The sequence below is a fragment of the Gemmatimonadota bacterium genome, from assembly GCA_009838645.1.
Taxonomy (GTDB): Bacteria; JAAXHH01; JAAXHH01; order JAAXHH01; family JAAXHH01; genus JAAXHH01.
Genome location: VXRC01000049.1, coordinates 492,014 through 511,098 on the forward strand (window position 1 = coordinate 492,014; position 19,085 = coordinate 511,098).

Genomic DNA, 19,085 nt, shown 5'->3' on the forward strand with positions numbered 1-19,085 from the left:
ATCGGGCGATCATCTGCGTGTTAGCCGCAGGCTAGCCGCCGGCCATCCAGCCGCCGTCCACCACGATCAGTTGTCCCGTAAGGAAATCCGAGGCCGGTGAGGCCAGGAACACGGCGGTGCCGGCGATGTCCTCCGGTTCGCCCCAGCGGCCGGCCGGTACGCGGTTCAGGATGTAGGCGCCCCGCTCGCTTTCTTCGACGGGACGGGTCAGTGGCGTCCGGATATATCCAGGACAGATGGAATTGATGTTGATGTTGTACGGGGCCCAGTCGATGGCCAGCTGGTAGGTCATGGAAGCGATACCGCCCTTGGCGGCGGTGTAGGCCGGGATATGGGGAATGCCCGTGATGGCGGCCAGTGAAGCGATCTGGATGATCTTGCCATACTTTTGCTCGATCATGTGCCGGGCCGCGAGTTGGGTGAGGAAGAAGGTGCCCTTCAGGTTGGTGTCCACGACCCGGTCCCAGTCCTCCTCGCGGTAGTCCTCCGGCGGCGTGCGCACATTCACCCCCGCGTTGTTGACCAGGATATCGATCTGCTTCCAGGTTTCCAGGGTCGTTGCCACCAGGGATTCCCGGCCGTCCCGGTCCGAGACGTCCGTTTCCACGATCAGCGTTTCGCCGCCGAACCCCCTGATGGTCTCCCCGGTCTCCTCGAGACTGGAGCGGGTCCGGCCCGCAAGGACGACCCGGGCGCCCGATTCGGCCATGGCCGTCGCGATCCCCTGGCCGATGCCCGTTCCCGCGCCGGTTACGATGGCGACCCGGTCCTTGAGTGAAAACCGTTCGAGATTCATTTGTGCTCCTGTGAGACTGCCGGTCCTGAAGGTCCGCCCGTTTAGCGTTGACAACGTCCACCCTGAACCGGTATCTGTTTCCTGTCGTACGAAGGGCGAATGAATATACAGCCCGGCACGCTTCGTGGCAATGAGACAAACGCATAGTCTGGAAGGCGACTCGACCTTGGGTAAACCCACAAAACCCGAACCCGTTAAGCTGGTATGCGCAATCATGGGACAGGACGAATCGATGCTGGCGAAGGGTCGCGAACTCCTGGCCGGTCGGTTCGGCGCGGTGGAGCTGGCCGGTCCGGTGTTCGACTTTACCTTCTCATCCTATTATGAACGGGAAATGGGGACCGGACTGGTCAAGCAGTTCCTCGGATTCGGACCGCTTGTATATCCGGAGGACCTCGCGGAAATCAAGCGCGCGAGCAACGACCTCGAACCCGGCCTGACCCGGTCCGACGGCATGCCCGGACGGGGATTGAACATCGATCCGGGCTACGTCAACGGCGGCCAGCTCGTCCTGGCGACCACCAAGAATTACAGCCACCGCATCTATATCGGGAAGGGGATATTTGCCGAGGTGACGCTGCTGTACACCCGTGGCGAGTTCACCCCGTTGCCCTGGACCTACCGGGACTACAGCACGGAAGCGGCGCTCGATTTCTTCACCCGCGTGCGCGGCGCTTTTCTCGACCAGCGGGGAAGTTCGAGGGCCGACTGACCGGACGTGTCCATTCGGATGAACGGGATCGCCCGTCAGCCGAAAATCATAACCGCCGATTCATTTTGTCTTGACCTGTTTTGAGCGCCCGGTTTATTTTACCCGTATACCAAACTTCCACTACGATGACGATTGTATCTACAGGCGGACTGACCCCTTTCAGTCTGCGTAATCCCGTCATCTCGCATGTGGTCGCCCGCGACAGAAACCAGGCTGATCCCGGTCCGATAGAAAGACTGCATACATGATTCGTCTCAAGGTATATGATGTGGGGCCTCCCTATCCCCTGCACGCCACCCCCGTACTCTGGCTGGCTGACGAGCAGGAAGAGCAGGTGCTGATTCTGTTAATCGGCATCGCGGAAGCCTTCGCCATCAAAAGCCAGATCGACGCCGGCGAAGAACCGCCGCCGCGGCCCATGACGCACGACCTGTTGAATTCGGTCTTCGAGCATTTCGACGCCGAGATCGAGTTCGTGCTCATCTCCGAGCTGCGCGAGCAGCAGTTCTACATCGCGGAAATACACGTGAAGTCCAACGGACAGTCCATGACTATCGACTCGAGACCCACGGACGCCATCGCTCTCGCCCTACGTGCCGACGCCCCGATCTATGTGGAAGAAGAAGTCATGCGGGCGGCCGGCAAGCGCATGCCCAAGAGCAAGGATGAAAACGGCGAGGACGCACTCGCCGCGTCCATCGAGGAACTGGAAGCCGAAGCGGGAGAAGAAGGCAAAGTTCCCGCGGCGCAGGTGGCCGCCGAGGAGTTGATGGAATCCGTGGAGTTCAAGCGTCAGCCACGCACCCCCCTTGAAACGGCGCGGCAGAAACTTCAGGCAGCCATCGATGAGGAACGGTACGAGGATGCCGCCCGTCTGCGCGACGAGATCAACCGCCTGGAACAGAGCGCCTGAAGGGGTAGCGTGCGAGAAGCCATCACGATGTGGAAGTATACCAGGATGGTCGTCCTGGTAGCCCTGACGGCAGCCATGTATGCCGCCGTCCTCATTCCCTTCAAACTCCTTCCCATTATCCCCGGTATTACGGAACTCAGGCCGGCCAACGTGTTTCCGGTCATCTGTTCCCTCATGTTCGGCCCCGCCGGTGCGTGGGGCGCCGCCTTCGGCAACCTGATCGGCGACCTGATGGGCGGCACCTACGGACTGGGCAGCTACTTCGGCATGGTCGGCAACTTCTTGCTCGGATACATCCCCTACCGGCTATGGCGCATGCTTACCAGCAAAGAGCCCGGTGCATGGTCCCCGGCCATGCTGGCTCGCTACCTGTACGTAACGCTGATGGCCAGCATCGCCTGCGGCGTGACGGTCGGCTGGGGGCTGGACACCCTGGGGCTCGTGCCCTTCCACGTGCTGGCGCCCCTCATATCCATCAACAATTTCGTCACCGCGGCCATCCTCGGTCCGCTGCTGCTGCCCGTACTCTACAAGCGGGTGAAACAGTGGGGCCTGCTCTATCACGACGTCATGGACCCCGCCGATCTCTCCAGGGGCCGGCTGCCCCATCTGGCCCACGTGGTCATGGTCCTGGCCCTCTTCGGCGGCCTGTACGCCGGGGTGTCCATCTCGCTGGGCCTGAACGAGGAAGCGGCCCGGACGATCCCCCTGCTGTTCGGCCTGGAAATCACCGCGCCGGAAAGCCTGCTCATGCCGGCGGGCGCCAGTGTCGGAATGGGGCTGCTCCCCCTGATGGTCCTGCTCTTAATCGCCTGTCTGCTGATCTGATGCTGTCAGGAAGGGATACCATGTCATGAAGGTAGTCGACGTAGAACGCATCGTGGTGGACGTGCCGTTCACCGAACGCCAGGCCCGCATTACCGAGCGCGAGGTCTACAACTGGTCGATCCTGGAACTTTGCCGGGTGACGACGGACACCGGGCTGGTTGGCTGGGGGGAAACGGTCATTCACTACACCTGGGCGCGGGTCACCGACGAGGCCGTGGACCGGGTCATCGGGAAGAGTCCGGCCGACGTGATGAACGACGACTCGCTCGGCGCCGGATTGCAGATGGCCCTCTTCGACGTGGTGGGCAAAGCGCTGGGAGTGCCCTGCTACAGGCTGCTCGGGAACAAGGTGCGGGACTGGTCGCCCATCTCCTGGTGGTCCATCGACGCCTCGCCCGCGGACTGGCTGGCCGAGGCCCGCGACGCCGTGGCCCTGGGGTATACCAGCTTCAAGATCAAGCAGAGGCCCTGGTGGGACATCTTCGCCCAGGTGGACGCCGTCGCCACGGGCATCCCCGGTTTCTTCAAGCTGGACCTCGACGCCAATGCCACCATGCAGAACGCGGCCGCGGCCATGCCCGTCATGCAGAAACTGGCCCAGCACGAGAACGTGGCCATGTTCGAATCCCCCATCCCGCAGACCGACATCCTGGGCAACCGCCAGCTCCGGCAGGTCATCCCCCGGTCCATCGCCATGCACTTCGGTTCACCGCCGTACATGACGGCCGTCCGCGAGGAGGTCTGCGACGGCTTCGTCATCTGCGCCGGGAAGTCCGAGGTGATGCGGCAGGGCCAGCTGAGCGCCGAGGCCAACATGCCCTTCTGGCTGCAGCTCGTGGGCAACGGGCTCACCACGACCTGGGCCGCCCATCTCGGTGCGGTGCTGACCCATGCCACCTGGCCGGCCATCACGTGCATCAACCTCTACAGCCACCACCTACTGACGCAACCCATAGAGGTCGTGGGCGGCTTTCACCGGGTTCCCGAGGAACCGGGTCTGGGCGTGACCGTGGACGAGAAAGCCGTGGAGAGGTGGAGAGTACCGGAGGATACGGTGCAGGACTTGAAGGAAAAGGGCGAACTGTTCGACAAGCCCAAACCGCGGATCATCAATTCCGTGGTCTATCCCGACGGCACCCGCATTCAAATCGCGCCCATGAACCGGGCCTACGGCTATTTCATCCAGGGCAACGGACCGGCCCACGCGGACGGCGTCCACCTCGAGATCCTGCGCGACGACGGGTCGAAGGAATGGCAGGAACTCTACGAAAGGGTACTCGAACATCCGGTGCGCAGCCGGGGCGAGGCCTGATATCGAACATCCGGTGCGCAGCCGGGGCGAATCTACAGGAGACGGAATTTCATGATTAAGATCGCGGAGATTCTCAGCACGGGCCGTAATACGCTCTGGGACCAGGTCAAGCAGATCGGCGTGGACCACGTGGTCACCAGCATGCCGCCCGCGGTGGGCAACGAGAAGGGCTGGGAGTACATGCCCATGCTGCGGATGAAGAACAACTTCAACGACGCCGGTTTCGACGTGGCCGTCATCGAAAGCGCACCGCCCATGCACCGCATCAAGCTGGGGGTGGAAGGCCGGGAGGAGGAGCTGGACGACGTCTGCACCTTCATCGAGAGCATGGGCCGCGTCGGCATCAAGACCTGGTGCTACAACTGGATGGCCATCCTGAACTGGACCCGCACGTCTTCCACGGTTCCCTCGCGGGGTGGCGCCGTTGTCACCGGCTACGACCACGCCATGATGAAGAACGCGCCTTTGACCGAAGCGGGCGAAGTATCCGAAGACCAGTTGTGGGAGACGCTGCACGCATTCCTCGAGCGGGTGACGCCCGTCGCGGAACAGTACGGCGTGGAAATGGCCATGCATCCCGACGATCCACCGCTCTCTCCGCTGCGGGGCATCGGGCGGATCATGCGGTCGGTGGACAACTTCCAGAAGCTACTGGACCTGGTGCCGAGTCCCATGAACGGGGTCACCTTCTGCCAGGGGAACTTCGCCCTCATGACCGACGATCAGCCCGCGGCCATCCGCCACTTCGGCGCGCAGCGCAAGATCTTCTTCGTCCATTTCCGGGATGTGCGCGGGGACGTGGAGAACTACGTGGAGACCTTCCACGACGACGGTCCGACCGACATGATGGAATGCCTGCGCGCGTACCGCGATATCGGGTTTGAAGGCGTGCTGCGCCCGGACCACGTGCCGACCCTCTCCGGCGAAGACAACGACCACCCGGGGTACTCGGCCCTTTGCCGGCTCTACGCGGTCGGATATATCAGGGGGTTGAGAGAAGCGGTCTACCGGGAGGACGCGTAGCGGCTGCGGTGTAATAGGAATCGGTTTACGCCGTATTGCAATATCAGTCCAGTCTTGTATCCTAGGCGTGATCAGGTTATTCAGTCGACCGTGTATTTGTCACAGATCTACTCTATTTGATGCCGCCTTTCTCCGAGTAACTTGGTACAACTCACTCAGATTTCAGTAGACCAAATTGTCTCAGCAACTTTGCGATAGAGACTCTGGCGCAGTACAAGGTCGCTCTTACGAAATTCGTCGTGTGGGCGAAAGTCCAGTGCTAAACGATTGTACATATTAGTGAAGTTGGGATTGTTCTTATATGTAATGCTACAGAGTGATTTAGCCAGTAGGTTCTCTGTAGCATAGTGCAAGCGCTTCTCTTCATACCCCATCGATCCCAAACTCTGGTTCCTTCCTTGCTGGATCAGAAGAAGACCACCTACCATGTTTCGGACATTTTGGAATTCATCTCGTTGATCAAATTCCTCAAGGTGATCTGCGAAACTGTCAGCCCAAATGTGTTCAATTTCAAACGGTTTTCCGTCTATTTCATCGTAGTATGTAGCAAAGGAGGTGCTGAAACCTGACTCCGTTTCGATAAATGCTGTGATACGCGCTAAGAGAAACTTAACAAAGCGCTTGTTTTGTCCATGCATACCGAAGGTGTCCATTCCACACCACTCCTCGCTCATGTCTTGCAGACGATCTCGAAGTATGGTCTGTAGTTTGGAAACAGGCTTGCCTCGAATGTCCTTCACCAACGTGTACATGGTGTAGCGAATAGAACTCGCGGCAAACCTGTGGTAGTTGACGGAACGACGTACGGCAAACGTCTCTATGTAGCGGGCAACAAGATTGAGTTTCACGTTCACCGTTTTCTCATCGTCGTCAACGGTCAGAGGTGCCATCATTAGTGGGAAACTCAACGAACTAGCAATACCCCATCTATGGATGTAGTAGATGTGCTCCAATCCACTGGTCAACGAATTCTGCGCTTCCAAGATCTTGAAGTACGCGTTTAAAAAGAAACTGAAGTCGTCGTCGAGAAACTGCTTGAGGTCCTGAGACAAACCATTGTCCAGCCGCAATTTGTCCAAGTTATCCGGAACCCACGTATGGAAACGCGTACCAATTTTTTCGAAGTCCTCGTTTTGCGAACCGGCAAGTCCTGATCGTATCGTGTCAGCGTACTGGCTTCTAAGCCATGACTGAAAAAAACTCTGATCTTCGTCCTTGCTCCATTTATGCAATTTTTGAACGGCTTCTTTCCATTTAACGTTGGTTTCGTGACGGAGAATTGGGTCATGGATATTTGAAAGGATATACCCCTTAAGCATTTCGGTTGACGTCAAATTCAAACCACGGTCATTCATGGTCTCAAATATGGTGTAGGCATTCTCTTCGCTGTAGGCGATAATTTCGACGAGAACGACGTTGTGCCGAAGCCAATCGAGAAAGTATGGCAATGTTTCGTTTCTCAATTCCTCTGGAAACGCCTGGCCAATATCCTCATATCGCCGTGCCATGTTTACCGTGGACTCGTCATCAGCGTCCATTGGCTCGTATGACCCCGAGTTGAAGAGTTGCTCCAAACAACGCTCCCTTTCCGGGACGTCGAGATTGAAGGACTTAACGCCCCTGTGATCTGAATAAATCATAGGCTCGAGACGTTCATCAAACTTGAGTTCGCGTTGCAAGTGGTTAAGATAAATGAGAAACAATGTGAGTGAGGTCAAACGCTGCTGACCATCGATTACGCTTCGACCCCCATCACGCTCAATAAAAACCAACGGGCCTAAGTAGTAGCTATTGTAGTCCTTGCCCTCGGCCCGAGTGTCGCCTTCGGAATATTCATCTAAGAACGCCGAAGTGAGATCTGTAATAAGCTGCTCGATATGCGGCTGTTCCCAACTGAATTCGCGCTGGAAATAGTCTACCGCGTATTTCTTGCCGTCGAGGATGTCTGCAATTGTGCGATCGTTGGCGTCTATCTTGTTTGTGAGGTGTGTCATGTATTCCTATCCTAGTTGAGAACCGTAATCTGTACACTATACTGATCCTTGAATTTCCTACCACTCGCTGCGTACGGCCCTCCCTAGTCTGTCATCCACTCATCCACCTGGCAAGAAAGTCTTCCGACGGCATCACTGCCAGCACAATTCTACGAGGGGTTGGTGCATCGCTTTGGGTATTCCGACAGGTTCACCTTAACTTTCGTGTTCCTTAGTCTCATCCCGATTTATAGGCGATGGTATGGGCTTAGTGTCGTTAAACACGCGAACGAAAGGTAGGTTGTCGCTCGCCTGCTTCGTACTGGGGTTGGCTAAGTCGGCATCAACAGGTCATAAATCGTCAGGCTCCGGGTGGATCGAATCGACCCAGTACACGTTCTCCGGCTTCTCCACCGGTTCGATGTCCAGGTTGACCACGACCGGATCCATGCCGCTTCTGCACAGCACGCATTCCAGGGGTTCGTCGGTCCGGGCGTTTATTTCCTGGTGGGGCACGAAAGGCGGCACGTAGATGAAGTCGCCCGGTCCCGCTTCCGCCACGAATTCCAGGCGCTCGCCCCAGCGCATCCTCGCCCGTCCCTTCACCACGTAGATCACGCTTTCCAGTTCGCCGTGATGGTGCGCGCCGGTCTTCGCGTTCGGGTGGATCGTCACCGTGCCTGCCCAGATCTTGCTCGCCCCGGTCCGGGCGTGATTTATCGCCGCGGCCCGTGACATGCCCGGCGTCTGCGGCGTGTTCGAATCGAGGCGGTCGCCGGGGATGACCTTCACCCCGTCATCGCGCCATTTCGAATCGTCATTCATAGCTTGATCTCGCGGATGCGCCTGTATGCTAGTCGTCCAGCCCAAGCTCCGCGCGCAGTCCCACGTCCACCACGCTGTTCTTGGTCCAGTAGTCCAGCATGATCCGCTTGTTGCGCACCGCCGTCGTGACGAGTTCCTTCGTCGTTCCGTCCGCCGCGATCTCGACCTCCTCCCAGGATTCGATCTCGTGGGGGAAATCCCGCTTGAACCGAATGGTCAGGGTCCGGTTGAGATCCGGGTAGTAGACCAGGTTGTAGACCATGATCCCGGGCTCCCGGGCATCCGGCATCAGGATGGCCGTGGCGTTGACGGTCCGCCAGGCCGTATGGTCGAATCGCTGGTACAGGGTACCCGGAATCATGGACACCTCGCCGGTCGGCAGGGCGTCCGGATTCAGGCGGATGGTCGTCCAGATCTCATCCTCGGGGATGGCGTTTTCGAGTTCGGCAACCCGATCGCCTTCGCTTTCGAAATAGGAGTACTGGTGCACGCGGTACCGGTCGTCCTGCAGGTTCAGCTGGACGAAGGCGTGGCCGCACCATTCCTGCACGGACGTCGTGATCTTCAGCGTCTTCGGATGGAGGTCCCGGTACACCGGGGTGAAAGCCGACGTCATGACCGTGTAGGGATACACCCCCGTATTGAACTCGCGCAGGGCGTTCAACTTGAGGACCTTTACGGCGTCGTCCCCGGCCTCCTCCGGCCGGTCCAGCTTGACCTGCTTCTGCGCCGAGAAATCCTCCGTGACGAAGATGAGCACCGCGTCTCCGTCGTGAAGCTCGCCGTACCGGGCCTGCTTGAGCGTATAGCTCGTGATCTCCGCCTTGCCCTGGTACCAGTAGTCGCCGAACGTGATCGGTTCGTCCCGGTCGGCGTCCGTGCCGTCCCCGACCAGTCCGCATCCTCCGGTCAGCCCGATAAATACGCACAGCGCGGCCATCACGCCAACCAGCAGTCTCAACAGGTTTCGTTTCATTGTGTCACCTCGCTTTCCCCCGGGATTTCGGGAGAGTAGGCGAAGGGGCGCGATCCCAGCATCCGGATGCCGTAGACGGCCATGGAGACCAGCCCCCAGGTGAGTCCCACGACTACGCCCGCGTCGACGATGCCGCGCCAGGGCTGGGGCAGGTACCGGATCAGGAAGATCAGGATCACGATCCCGATGGTCAGTGCCAGGATGTTTTTCCGGCGGCCCGGGTTAATGTGTATGTAGCCGGCGAGGAACAGCGGCGCCAGCCCGATCAGCACGGGACGCGGATGATGATAGAGGTACCAGGCCCGGGCGACGACACGCGGAGAAAAGTTTCGTTGAAAACCCTGGTACCCCTCCGAATGGGCCATGAACACCACCACGGCGGCCAACGCCACCCAGTGGTACCAGTAGAACGGGAAATTGCTGTACGCGTCGACCGAGACGGAAAACAGCCTGACGATGGCGTAAAGCAGGACCGCACAGATGAAGGAAAAGCCCCAGGCCAGACCGATGATGGAGAGGAGTCTGCCTGGTGTCTTCCGCGTTCGCTCCGTCATGGACGCCCCTTCAACGTACGTTCCATGTCCCGCTGGGCGTCCCGTTCCATGATGGTCCGTCTGCGATCGTAGTCTCTCTTCCCCTTGGCCAGGGCGATCTCCACCTTGGCCCGTCCCCGTTTGAAATAGACCCTTGTAGGGATCAGGGTGAGTCCCTTCTCCACGACCCGGCCGATCAACTTGCGGATTTCCGAGCGATGCAGGAGCAGCTTGCGCCGGCGGTTCGGTTCGTGGTTGAAGGTGCTTCCCTGTTCGTACCGCGAGACGTGGACGTTGTACAGGTAGATTTCGCCGTTATCGACCGCGGCGTAGCTGTCGGTCAGGTTGATCTTTCCTGCCCGCAGCGACTTCACTTCCGTGCCGGTCAGGACGATCCCCGCCTCCCAGATCTCCAGGAAATGGTAGTCGTGGCGCGCCTTCCGGTTGGTTACGATGACCTTGATGCCATCGGCCCCGTTGGGCTCGGCGATGTGACGATCTGATGGGCTGGCCATATCTGCCTCGAATCGGCATAGTTTATCCGGCTTTCGCTGCCCGCCTTCCTTGACAATCGGCGGCTACCGGAATATATTACGTGTGTGGTTTTATGACAAATGGTATGTGATGCCGAAGTGGTGGAACTGGTAGACACGCTGTGTTCAGGGCGCAGTGGGCTTTCGCCCGTGAGAGTTCGAATCTCTCCTTCGGCATTCAGGTCTGTGGACCCGCATGATTCATGTGGGTTTTTTGTTGGGATACGGTTATGGCGACGCCTTTATGGAGACGCGGTATCCGGCCGTCTCCTGTCGCGAATCCAGTGGGCGTAGCGTTTCGGATCGATCTCGATTACGTCGACAGGCTCGACCGGTTCACTGGAAGCCCATTGCCACGGATCGACCGGTTCGAAGGTATCTGACGGAAGGACATATACGTAACCGGGTCGGTCCAGGTCGATCGAACCGGCTTCGAGGTCGATGCGAGGCTCAATGTCGTCGTTCAGGTCTTCAGGGTGCTCAATCCCGAGATCTATGCCGAAGCTGAAGCCGCCATCTCCGATCGGCCGGATGGGCAGCGAAAAGGCAATGGCGATATTCTTCAGGTGGGTGGCATAGACCGCGTTCAGTTGATCTTCGTCCGGCCCCACACCACCGGCGGGTCTGGGTTCAAGGCGATCGGTTTTGTCCTGGCTGCCGTGGTAAAGTACGGGTGGTTTCATTACGATGCTCCTCCCACAGCATAGACTTCGGTGGGATTGGTAGCGACGCTACTTAGATTCCTGAGTCTTCATGGAACAATGGATTGAACATCTTCTGGTCGGATTTCCGAGCTTAGGGCTTTTGCTGGTCATTGCCGTAATGCTCTTTACACTCGGCAAGGGCGCGGACCGGCTCGTACAAGAAGCGGTACTTCTATCGAGTCGATGGGGCCTGAGCAAAGCGGTTATCGGTGCAACGATCGTCAGCATCGGCACGACGACCCCCGAGGCCGCGGTCTCCGTACTCTCGGCGCAACAGGGGGAGCCGGGACTTGCGCTCGGAAACGCGGTCGGATCGATTATCTGCGATACCGGCCTGATTCTCGGATTGGCGGCCCTGATTGCCCCGCTCCCATTCGACCGTTTGCTGGCCTCGCGGTTATGCAACGTGCAGCTGGGGGCCGGGATTCTCCTGGTAGCTGTTTGTCTGCCGTGGTCCTCTCCGGCGAGCGCTTTCAGCGCTGGCGGCGTCCTGCCTCAACTGGCCGGTGTCGTCTTCGTTGTGCTACTCGCGTTGTATATCTGGCAGTCCATCCGATGGGCGGGCTCGACACCGCCAGATGCAGAAAACACCGTAGAAACAGTTAAAGCGGGAACAGGCACATTCGGAACGCTCCTCAAACTCATCGGAGCGATCGCGATCATCGTAATCTCCGCGCAGATCCTGATCCCGGCCGTGAGTATCATGGCAGAACGCATTGGCGTACCGAAACACATCATCTCGGCGACCCTTGTCGCCTTCGGCACGTCGGTCCCGGAACTGGTGACGGCCATCGCGGCGGTGCGACGCGGGCACGGCGAGCTGGTCGTAGGAAATGTCATCGGCGCAGATATCCTGAATGTGCTATTCGTTGCGGGTGTCTCCGCTTCCGTAACGCCGGGCGGTTTGCAGGCGGATGGTCAATTCTTCCAATTCCTGTTCCCCGCGATGCTGTTTGTGCTCATCGTCTTCCGGTTCGGCATCCACCTGTCTGTAGGTTTTTTGAAACGTCCCCTGGGGGTCGTGCTGGTCTCCGCGTGGCTTTTTGTAACGATTCTGAGTTACGTGCTTTCCATTGAAATGCACTAACTGTGCCCTCCTCGCAAAATGGAGGACTCAAAGTATCGTTCCTGAAACACCGTAAGATCCCGGATTTGCTCATCGGTGTAGTGTTCGCCATCGGGAACCACCACGAGCTTGTCGTCTGCATCATCCGATCTTCGGATCACCGCGATGCATCGGCCCTTGAAACATTTCACCGGTCTGTCCACGCCCAACAGGTAGGCATCCAGTTCCTCACCGTCCAGCCCCGATACGCCCGGAACCAATCCGTAATTCACCGGGTAGATGAGATCATGTTCGGGATGGCGGGAACCCATCGGCCGATCGATTTCGATATCGACGATTTTGCCGATGAATACCCCGGGATCCATGTACTGAGAACGCGTTGTCCGGTGTCTGTCCATGATAGCAAGGTTTTACTTCGACTGGCGGCATCATGCCGCTACGGTAACCGCCCGGATTCATCTTAACCCCTTCTGCGAAACGGGTCAATGACCGATGCGACCGAGTACTTTCGCCGACCTGAGCATACTGCTGGCGCTATGGTTCATGATGTTCGCCGCGAGCAGCCAGACGATCATCATGACGCCGATACTGCCCATCGTGGAGGAGCAGTTCAGCGTGCCCCGGGAATACCTGGGCGCCCTGGTTTCGGCCTACTCGGTCATGCTCGGTCTGTGCGCGCTGGTCACCGGTCCGCTGTCGGACGCGATGGGCAGGAGACGTATCCTCATGATCGGCACCGGGGCCATGTGCGTGACCCTTTTCTTGCACAGCTTAGTTACGGACTTTGCCTCCCTGTTGCTTATCCGGTCACTGTCCGGCATGGCCGCCGGCATACTCAGCGGCGTCGCGCCGGCCTATATCGGGGATCATTTTCCGCCGGAGCGGCGGGGCTGGGCCAACGGCGTGGTCATGACCGCCGTTGCCGTGGGACAGATCGTGGGCATTCCGGGCGGAACCATCCTGGCCGACCGATTCGGCTTTGCCGCGCCTTTCGTTAGTTTCGCGGCGCCGATGGTGATTTCCTTCGTCCTGGTCTGCACCCTGGCACGGCAGCCGGCCGTAGCCCGGGCGCATCTGTCCTCGATCGGATCGGTCGTCAAGCGCTACGCGTCCATGTTCACGACGCCGGCGACCGCGGCGGCCATCGGCGCCTACAGCGTGATGTTCTCGGGGATCGCCTTCTACGTGATCTACCTGGTCGTGTGGATCAAGGAGACCTTCGGGGTGACCAACGACGAGGTCGCGTCCCTGTTCGTGATCGCCGGTATTGCCAGTGTCATCGTGGGACCCTGGGCCGGACGCCTATCGGACCGGATCGGCCGGAAGGTCCTGGTCGTGGGCGGCTGCCTGGGACTCTTCGTCCTCATGACCCTGACGACGGCCATCATGACGGATTTCTGGATCGCCTACCCGCTCTTTTTCCTCATCATGGTGCTCGTGTCGGCCCGTATGGGACCCTTTCAGGCGCTGCTGTCCGAGATCGTGCCGGCGCAGCGGCGCGGTTCGCTGATGAGCCTGAGTATCGCGACCGGCCAGCTCGCCATGGGACTGTGCAGCGCGGCGGCGGGCGTCGTCTATACAGAGGTCGGTTACGTATTCAGTTCCTTGATCGGAGGCACGGGCATGCTCGCTATGGGGTTCATCATTTGGCGGTTCATCCCCGAAACGCGGAGGGCATCGAGGGGGTAACAGGCAGTGGGCGAATTTACGATCGCCGGTTTCTCCATTGGCCGGGTCGACCTGTAAGACTCAGGGCGACACCGCATGCAGCCCGTCGATGAACTCGGTTACGACGGCGTTGAACCGATCGGGCTCCTCGTAGAACAACGCGTGGCCGCTGTCCTCGAAGACTTCCATGCGCGCACCCGGGATGTGTTCGTACATGTACTTGCAGCCCGGGTAAGCGCCGCTCTTGCCGCCCGTCGCAATCAGGACCGGAAGGTCGATGGATGGCAGCATGGGACGCCAGTCCTGCGCCTGGTAGTCGGGGCCGAGGGTGACGCCCTGGGCCGGCGTGTTTTCCCTGCTTTCCTCCAGCAGCAAGTCCAGTTCGGCGTCCGGGACATCGAGGGAGACGAACATCTTCCTCAGTTCCCATCGCTTTCGTTCGATATCGTCCACAGTTGGGGATTCGGCATCGGGCTCGGGCGGATCAGGCGGACCATGGACTTCGATGCTGGGCACTTCGTCCACCAGCACCACCCCTTTGAGCCGGTAATTTCGGAAGAGTTCGATGTAGGAAAGGACGGTACGGGCGCCGATGGACCAGCCGACCAGCGTGGCGTCGTGGAGATCGAGCGTTTTGATGATCTGGCGCACGTCCATGGCGTACCGGGCCGTGCGATGTCCCCACGGGGTCTTGTCCGACCGGCCGTTGCCCCGGGTCTCGGCGGCAATGACCCGGAATCGCTGGCTCAGGGCCGGAACCTGCTTGCGCCACCAACCCAGGCTCAACCCGCCGCCGTGGATCAGGAAGACGGGTATACCGGATCCTGTGTCTTCATAGTAGAGACGAACGCCGTCGTTTGCTTCGACGTAACCGGTGCGTTTCTCCAATACCAGCAAGCCCTCTATGTGCTCTCAGTTCGTCTGGGTTTCGACGCCGACCCCATCGGTAATGCGGGGGTTTGGATGCAGGATGACGGGGTCGCCGGCCGCAAGGCCTTCGAGGATTTCGGCCTCGATCCCGTTTCGCTGTCCCACCGATACTTCCCGAGACCTGGCCATGCCTTCCTCGACGATGAAGACCCCCCAGCTTTCGCCTATTCTGAACAAGGCGCTGGACGGGATCTTGAGCACGTCCTCCTTCTCCCAGACGACGATCCGTCCCGTGACGCGGTAACCATCGCCCAATTCCGCCGGCGTCTCGTCAAGGTCCACGATGACGTTGACCCGCTGTTCGTCCACGCCCAGCGCGGACACGCGCGTGAACGCGGCCGGCTCTACGCGGCTCACTTTGCCGGACAACGGATCGGGTCCGCCCCACTCTTCGATCCATACCGTTTGACCGACGTCGACCCTTACGGCATCGGTGGACAGAACGTCGATCGTCACCTCCATGTCTCCCGGATCGCCCACTTCCATCAGGGGCGTGCCCGCGGCGACGACCCGCTCGCTTTCTTCGAACAGACGCAGCACCCGGCCGCCTACCGGCGCCGTCACGGAGAGCACGGCCCTGGCATCGCCGCGCTCCTCCCGGAGGGCCAGGAGCGCGGCCTGGGCGACCTCGTGTTCGGAGACGGCCGCGCGGTGGCGGAAGAGGGAGGATTCCAGGGTCCGTTCCGCGACGGTTGCCGCGTGCACGGCGCGCTCCAGGCGCTCCCTCGAGATGCTGCCGCTCGCGGCGAGTTGTTCCGCCCTGTCCCTGCCGCGGGCCGCCTCTTCCTGTTCCACCCGCGCGCGGGCGACGTTCGCCTCGGCCTCGCGGACCAGTGCTTCGGCCGTCTCGATCCGGGCGCGGGCCTCCGCGGACTCGCGGGAGCCGAGGGGCGAAGGCGTGATGCGCGCCAGTTCATCGCCTTGGCCGACCCGGTCCCCTTCATTCAACGCCGGTCTCGCCAGCCGGCCGGACGCCGGGGCCGTGATCAGGTAGCGCTGCCTTACACGGGTCCTGCCTTCCTCGCTGATCGTCACCCGCAGGGGACCTAACTCCGCCGTAGCCGCGTCGATCAGGACCGGCGCCGGCATAAACGCGCGGACGACGAGGACCAGGACGGCAGCGAGGACCACGAAGGAGATGATGTGCTTGCGACGTATTTTCATGACGGTCTCACGGTTATTCCTGGGTCTTGAGCACGCCCACCAGGTCCAGGTAGCGCAGTTTCCGGTGGACGATGTACGCGGACGCCACGGCCGCCGCGGTAACGACCAGGAAGGCGAACGCATAGGTCTTTCCGGTGATGACCAGCGGCATCCGGTAGAGTTCCTGGGCGGTGGCGTCCACGGCAAGATAACATAATGCCCATCCGATCAGAAATCCAATCGGTATCGAACAAAGGGTAATGATGGCCTGCTCGCCCAGGAGGACGACCGATATCTCCCGCTCGGTGAACCCGAGCACCCGCAGGCTGGCCATTTCGCGGTTTCTTTCCGCCAGGGCGATGCGGGCGCCGTTGTAGACCATACCGCAGGCGATGATGCAAGCGAAGACGGTCAGCGTGAACGTGGTGGCGTTCGTGCTTTCGGCAATGGTTTCTTCGAAGCCCTGGATCACGGCCTCGCGGACGGCGACACCCGCCACGGCCGGCGTCTCTTTCAGCGTGCTGTACAACTCGGCCGCCCGAAGCGGGTCCACTGAGAGATACGCGCCGGAGATCGTCCGGCCTTCGCCCAGGAACCGGTTCAAAGCGCGTGTATCCATGTACGCGGTGGTGCCGATCAACTCGTCGACGATCAGGGTTACCGCCAGGCTGCCCTGCATTCTAGACCCTTCCTGTACTTCGACGGCGAGCATATCGCCCTCCCGGACCGCCAGGAGGTCGGCCAGCGTCTTGTTCAGCACGATGCCCTCCGGCGGCAGGGCCTGAACCCGGCCTTCCCGGTCGATCAACTGCCGCAGCTCTCCAGCCGGATCGAGTCCCGTTATGGCGGTCTGCTTCACGATATGACCGGAACGAAGCCGGACGGGCACGGCGCGGTACGGCTCGGAGCGGACGACGCCGGGAAGATGGGCCAGTTCGAACCGGGCGCGCGCGGGACGGGGACCCGCGAAGACCACGGCCGCGTCATCGCGCTGCACGGTACGAAACTGGTAGTCGATCAAATAATCGATGGAGTCGAAGGTAAAACGTCCCATGACCAGGATCGCCACCGACATGGCGATGCCGAAGGCGGAAAGCATCGTTCGGGCCGGCCTCCGTTCCATGTTGCGGAAGATCATCCGCCAGACCGGCGAGAGCATCCGGTGCACGCCCATGCGTTCCATCGCGAGCGGCCTAAAGTGGGGCGGCGACTCCGGCCGCATCGCTTCCGCGGGAGGCAGGGCCATGGCCGCGCGAAGGGCGTGCAGGGTACCCAGCAACGCTGCGGAAACGCTGATTACCGCGGACAAGGTGATGACGTCGACGTGCAGCTCGTAGACCAGGTCGGGGAATCGGTAATAGGCCTGGTACATGCCGGTGAGCGGCCGGCCGATCCAGAATCCGCCCACGATGCCGAGGAGGGTCCCGCCGGACACGGCCAGGAAGGCGAATTTCAGGTAGTGCCAACCGATCGACAGGTTTCGGTAGCCGAAGGCTTTCATGATGGCGATCTGGTCCCGCTGGGCCCGCACCATGCGGGAAAACACGATGTGCAGCAGAATCGCCGCGATCCCAAGGAAGATGGCCGGCGTAACGTTGCTGGAAACACTCAGGCCCAGGATTTCATCCGAAAGGAACTTATGGGAGATCTGGCTGTCCCGACCGTAGGCGCCCGCACTCCCGTAGGGTTCGAGGATGAGGTCCATGCGGTCGATCACGTCCCGCTCGCGCGCTTCCGGCGACAAGGCGACCGACAGGTCGTTGAACCCGCCCTCCATGTCGAAGGCCGCGCCGAGGGCGTCCCGGCTCATCCAGATCACGCCGAAGCGCAGGTTGTCGGGGAAGATGGATCCGGATCCCTGCACTTCGTAGACGTATTCGGGCGACAGGCCGATGCCCACGACGCGCAGGGCCTTCCTCCGTCCGTTGATGACCGCCCCGATCCAGTCGTCCGGCGCCAGTCCGTTGGCCAGCGCGAAGGCTTCGCTGATGATGACCTCCTCGGGCCGCCCGACCGCCGGGTAGCGGCCTTCCTGGATCGCGAGGTCGTTGAGCACGGGCCTGCGTGTCTCGGGTATGGAGACCAGCCGCCCGGTAGCGGGCTCATCCAGCCCGGGCACGTCCAGGTTCACGTCCATTACGATCCGGGTGCGGACGCCGGAGACGCCCTGAATCCGGGCAATGCGCTCCGCGACCTGCGCCGGCGCCCGCTTGATGCCGGCGAACACGTCGGCGAAACGGTAGCTGGTGTAGTAGGATTCCTGCGATTCCAGCAGGGCGATATAGGTGTGGCGCGAGGAGACGTAGACCATGATCCCGCAGGCCATCACCAGCGTGATGGCGATGACCTGGCCGCGCATGCGCGCCAGTTCGCGGAACACCTTGCGGTTCAGGATGGTCATGGCAGCCTACCAGCTCAGTTCGTCCGGCCGTTTCTTCGTCGGATTGGCGTATACCTCGACGATCTCGCCGCTGCGCAGGCGGATGACCCGGTCAGCCATGTCCGCGATCGCCGCGTTGTGGGTGATGACCGCGGTCGTGGTGCCCAGCGTGCTGTTGACTTTCTCGATCACTTCCAGCACCCGTTTGCCGGTCGCGTAGTCCAGGGCGCCAGTGGGTTCGTCGCAAAGGAGCACTTCCGGGCGCTTCGCGATGGCCCGGGCGATGGCCACGCGCTGCTGCTCTCCGCCCGACATCTGGGCCGGGAAGTGATGCATGCGCGGTTCGAGTTCAACCAGGCGAAGGGCTTCCTCCGCCGGCATGGGCCGGTCGGCGATTTCGGTGACGAGTTCCACGTTCTCCAGTGCCGTGAGGCTGGGGATCAGGTTGTAGAACTGGAAGACGAAACCCACGGACTTCCGGCGGAAATCCGTCCGCTCACGCTCGTCCGCCCCCGTCAATTCCCGTTCGAGGTAGAAGACCTGGCCGCCCGTGGGCACATCGAGCCCGCCCAGGATGTTGAGCAGCGTCGATTTGCCGCTTCCCGACGCCCCCAGGAAAACGGCCAGCTCGCCGGCGTACAGGTCCAGGTCGACCCCCCGGAGGGCGGATACGTCCACCTCGCCCATGCGGTAGACCTTGGAAATTCGCCGGGCCCGGAATACCGGACTCGCCTGGTCGACGGTCATGCCGGATTCTCCTTGTCCCCTGT

Annotated in this window: 19 protein-coding genes and 1 tRNA gene; 8 read left to right on the forward strand and 12 right to left on the reverse strand. The window is 60.6% G+C overall.

Features of this window, described 5'->3' with window-relative positions:
* Nucleotides 1-31: 31 nt before the first annotated feature.
* Complete coding sequence (locus tag F4Y38_16040) at nt 32-796, reverse strand: glucose 1-dehydrogenase (GenBank protein MXY50791.1); 765 nt, start codon at nt 794-796, stop codon at nt 32-34.
* A gap of 130 nt (nt 797-926) precedes the next feature.
* Here F4Y38_16040 and F4Y38_16045 point away from each other — a divergent pair, with 130 nt between their 5' ends.
* From F4Y38_16045 to F4Y38_16065, 5 genes are all read left to right on the forward strand, one after another.
* Nucleotides 927-1,508 (forward strand): DUF4416 family protein, encoded by a 582-nt coding sequence (locus F4Y38_16045; GenBank protein MXY50792.1) that lies wholly within the window; start codon nt 927-929, stop codon nt 1,506-1,508.
* 244 nt (nt 1,509-1,752) lie between these two features.
* Nucleotides 1,753-2,421 carry a bifunctional nuclease family protein gene (locus F4Y38_16050; protein MXY50793.1) on the forward strand — a complete coding sequence of 223 codons (669 nt, stop codon included), beginning with the start codon at nt 1,753-1,755 and terminating at the stop codon, nt 2,419-2,421.
* A gap of 9 nt (nt 2,422-2,430) precedes the next feature.
* A complete protein-coding gene (locus F4Y38_16055) occupies nt 2,431-3,249 on the forward strand; it encodes a QueT transporter family protein (protein ID MXY50794.1) in 819 nt (272 codons plus the stop codon).
* 25 nt (nt 3,250-3,274) lie between these two features.
* On the forward strand, nt 3,275-4,561 hold the full coding sequence (locus F4Y38_16060) for an enolase (protein ID MXY50795.1): 1,287 nt from the start codon (nt 3,275-3,277) through the stop codon (nt 4,559-4,561).
* Nucleotides 4,562-4,612: 51 nt separating this feature from the next.
* Nucleotides 4,613-5,584 (forward strand): TIM barrel protein, encoded by a 972-nt coding sequence (locus F4Y38_16065; GenBank protein MXY50796.1) that lies wholly within the window; start codon nt 4,613-4,615, stop codon nt 5,582-5,584.
* Between the two features lie 155 nt (nt 5,585-5,739).
* Here F4Y38_16065 and F4Y38_16070 read toward each other — a convergent pair whose 3' ends face one another.
* The 5 genes from F4Y38_16070 to smpB all read right to left on the reverse strand — a co-directional run bounded on the left by F4Y38_16070 (nt 5,740) and on the right by smpB (nt 10,406).
* Nucleotides 5,740-7,578: a DUF262 domain-containing protein gene (locus tag F4Y38_16070; protein MXY50797.1), complete on the reverse strand. Its 1,839-nt coding sequence runs from the start codon at nt 7,576-7,578 to the stop codon at nt 5,740-5,742.
* 330 nt (nt 7,579-7,908) lie between these two features.
* The gene (locus F4Y38_16075) at nt 7,909-8,382 is read right to left on the reverse strand and encodes a cupin domain-containing protein (protein MXY50798.1); all 474 of its coding nucleotides are present in this window, start codon (nt 8,380-8,382) and stop codon (nt 7,909-7,911) included.
* A gap of 28 nt (nt 8,383-8,410) precedes the next feature.
* Nucleotides 8,411-9,358, reverse strand: coding sequence for a hypothetical protein (locus F4Y38_16080; GenBank protein ID MXY50799.1), 948 nt, complete (start codon nt 9,356-9,358; stop codon nt 8,411-8,413).
* Nucleotides 9,355-9,912: a hypothetical protein gene (locus tag F4Y38_16085; protein MXY50800.1), complete on the reverse strand. Its 558-nt coding sequence runs from the start codon at nt 9,910-9,912 to the stop codon at nt 9,355-9,357. The genes F4Y38_16080 and F4Y38_16085 overlap by 4 nt, the downstream gene beginning before the upstream one ends.
* Nucleotides 9,909-10,406 carry an SsrA-binding protein SmpB gene (smpB, locus tag F4Y38_16090; GenBank protein ID MXY50801.1) on the reverse strand — a complete coding sequence of 166 codons (498 nt, stop codon included), beginning with the start codon at nt 10,404-10,406 and terminating at the stop codon, nt 9,909-9,911. The genes F4Y38_16085 and smpB overlap by 4 nt, the downstream gene beginning before the upstream one ends.
* Nucleotides 10,407-10,517: 111 nt before the next feature.
* Between smpB and F4Y38_16095 the strand changes: the two genes are divergently transcribed.
* Nucleotides 10,518-10,601, forward strand: a tRNA-Leu gene (locus F4Y38_16095).
* A gap of 65 nt (nt 10,602-10,666) precedes the next feature.
* Here the strand turns inward: F4Y38_16095 and F4Y38_16100 are convergent.
* Nucleotides 10,667-11,107, reverse strand: a complete 441-nt coding sequence (locus F4Y38_16100) for a hypothetical protein (GenBank protein MXY50802.1) — start codon at nt 11,105-11,107, stop codon at nt 10,667-10,669.
* Nucleotides 11,108-11,177: 70 nt separating this feature from the next.
* Between F4Y38_16100 and F4Y38_16105 the strand changes: the two genes are divergently transcribed.
* Complete coding sequence (locus tag F4Y38_16105) at nt 11,178-12,215, forward strand: sodium:calcium antiporter (GenBank protein ID MXY50803.1); 1,038 nt, start codon at nt 11,178-11,180, stop codon at nt 12,213-12,215.
* Here the strand turns inward: F4Y38_16105 and F4Y38_16110 are convergent.
* Complete coding sequence (locus F4Y38_16110) at nt 12,212-12,559, reverse strand: inorganic pyrophosphatase (GenBank protein ID MXY50804.1); 348 nt, start codon at nt 12,557-12,559, stop codon at nt 12,212-12,214. The genes F4Y38_16105 and F4Y38_16110 overlap by 4 nt on opposite strands.
* Nucleotides 12,560-12,686: 127 nt before the next feature.
* Between F4Y38_16110 and F4Y38_16115 the strand changes: the two genes are divergently transcribed.
* Nucleotides 12,687-13,883 (forward strand): MFS transporter, encoded by a 1,197-nt coding sequence (locus F4Y38_16115; protein ID MXY50805.1) that lies wholly within the window; start codon nt 12,687-12,689, stop codon nt 13,881-13,883.
* A 60-nt stretch (nt 13,884-13,943) separates the two neighbouring features.
* Here the strand turns inward: F4Y38_16115 and F4Y38_16120 are convergent, their stop codons facing one another.
* The 4 genes from F4Y38_16120 to F4Y38_16135 are packed head-to-tail and all read right to left on the reverse strand — an operon-like array spanning nt 13,944 to nt 19,062.
* Nucleotides 13,944-14,768, reverse strand: a complete 825-nt coding sequence (locus F4Y38_16120) for an alpha/beta hydrolase (GenBank protein MXY50806.1) — start codon at nt 14,766-14,768, stop codon at nt 13,944-13,946.
* A 6-nt stretch (nt 14,769-14,774) separates the two neighbouring features.
* Nucleotides 14,775-16,079, reverse strand: coding sequence for an efflux RND transporter periplasmic adaptor subunit (locus F4Y38_16125; protein ID MXY50807.1), 1,305 nt, complete (start codon nt 16,077-16,079; stop codon nt 14,775-14,777).
* Nucleotides 15,970-18,336: an FtsX-like permease family protein gene (locus F4Y38_16130; protein ID MXY50808.1), complete on the reverse strand. Its 2,367-nt coding sequence runs from the start codon at nt 18,334-18,336 to the stop codon at nt 15,970-15,972. Before F4Y38_16130 ends, F4Y38_16125 begins: the two co-directional genes overlap by 110 nt.
* Before the next feature lie 6 nt (nt 18,337-18,342).
* Entirely contained in the window at nt 18,343-19,062 is a 720-nt protein-coding gene (locus tag F4Y38_16135; protein MXY50809.1) for an ABC transporter ATP-binding protein, read from the reverse strand.
* Nucleotides 19,063-19,085: the final 23 nt, after the last annotated feature.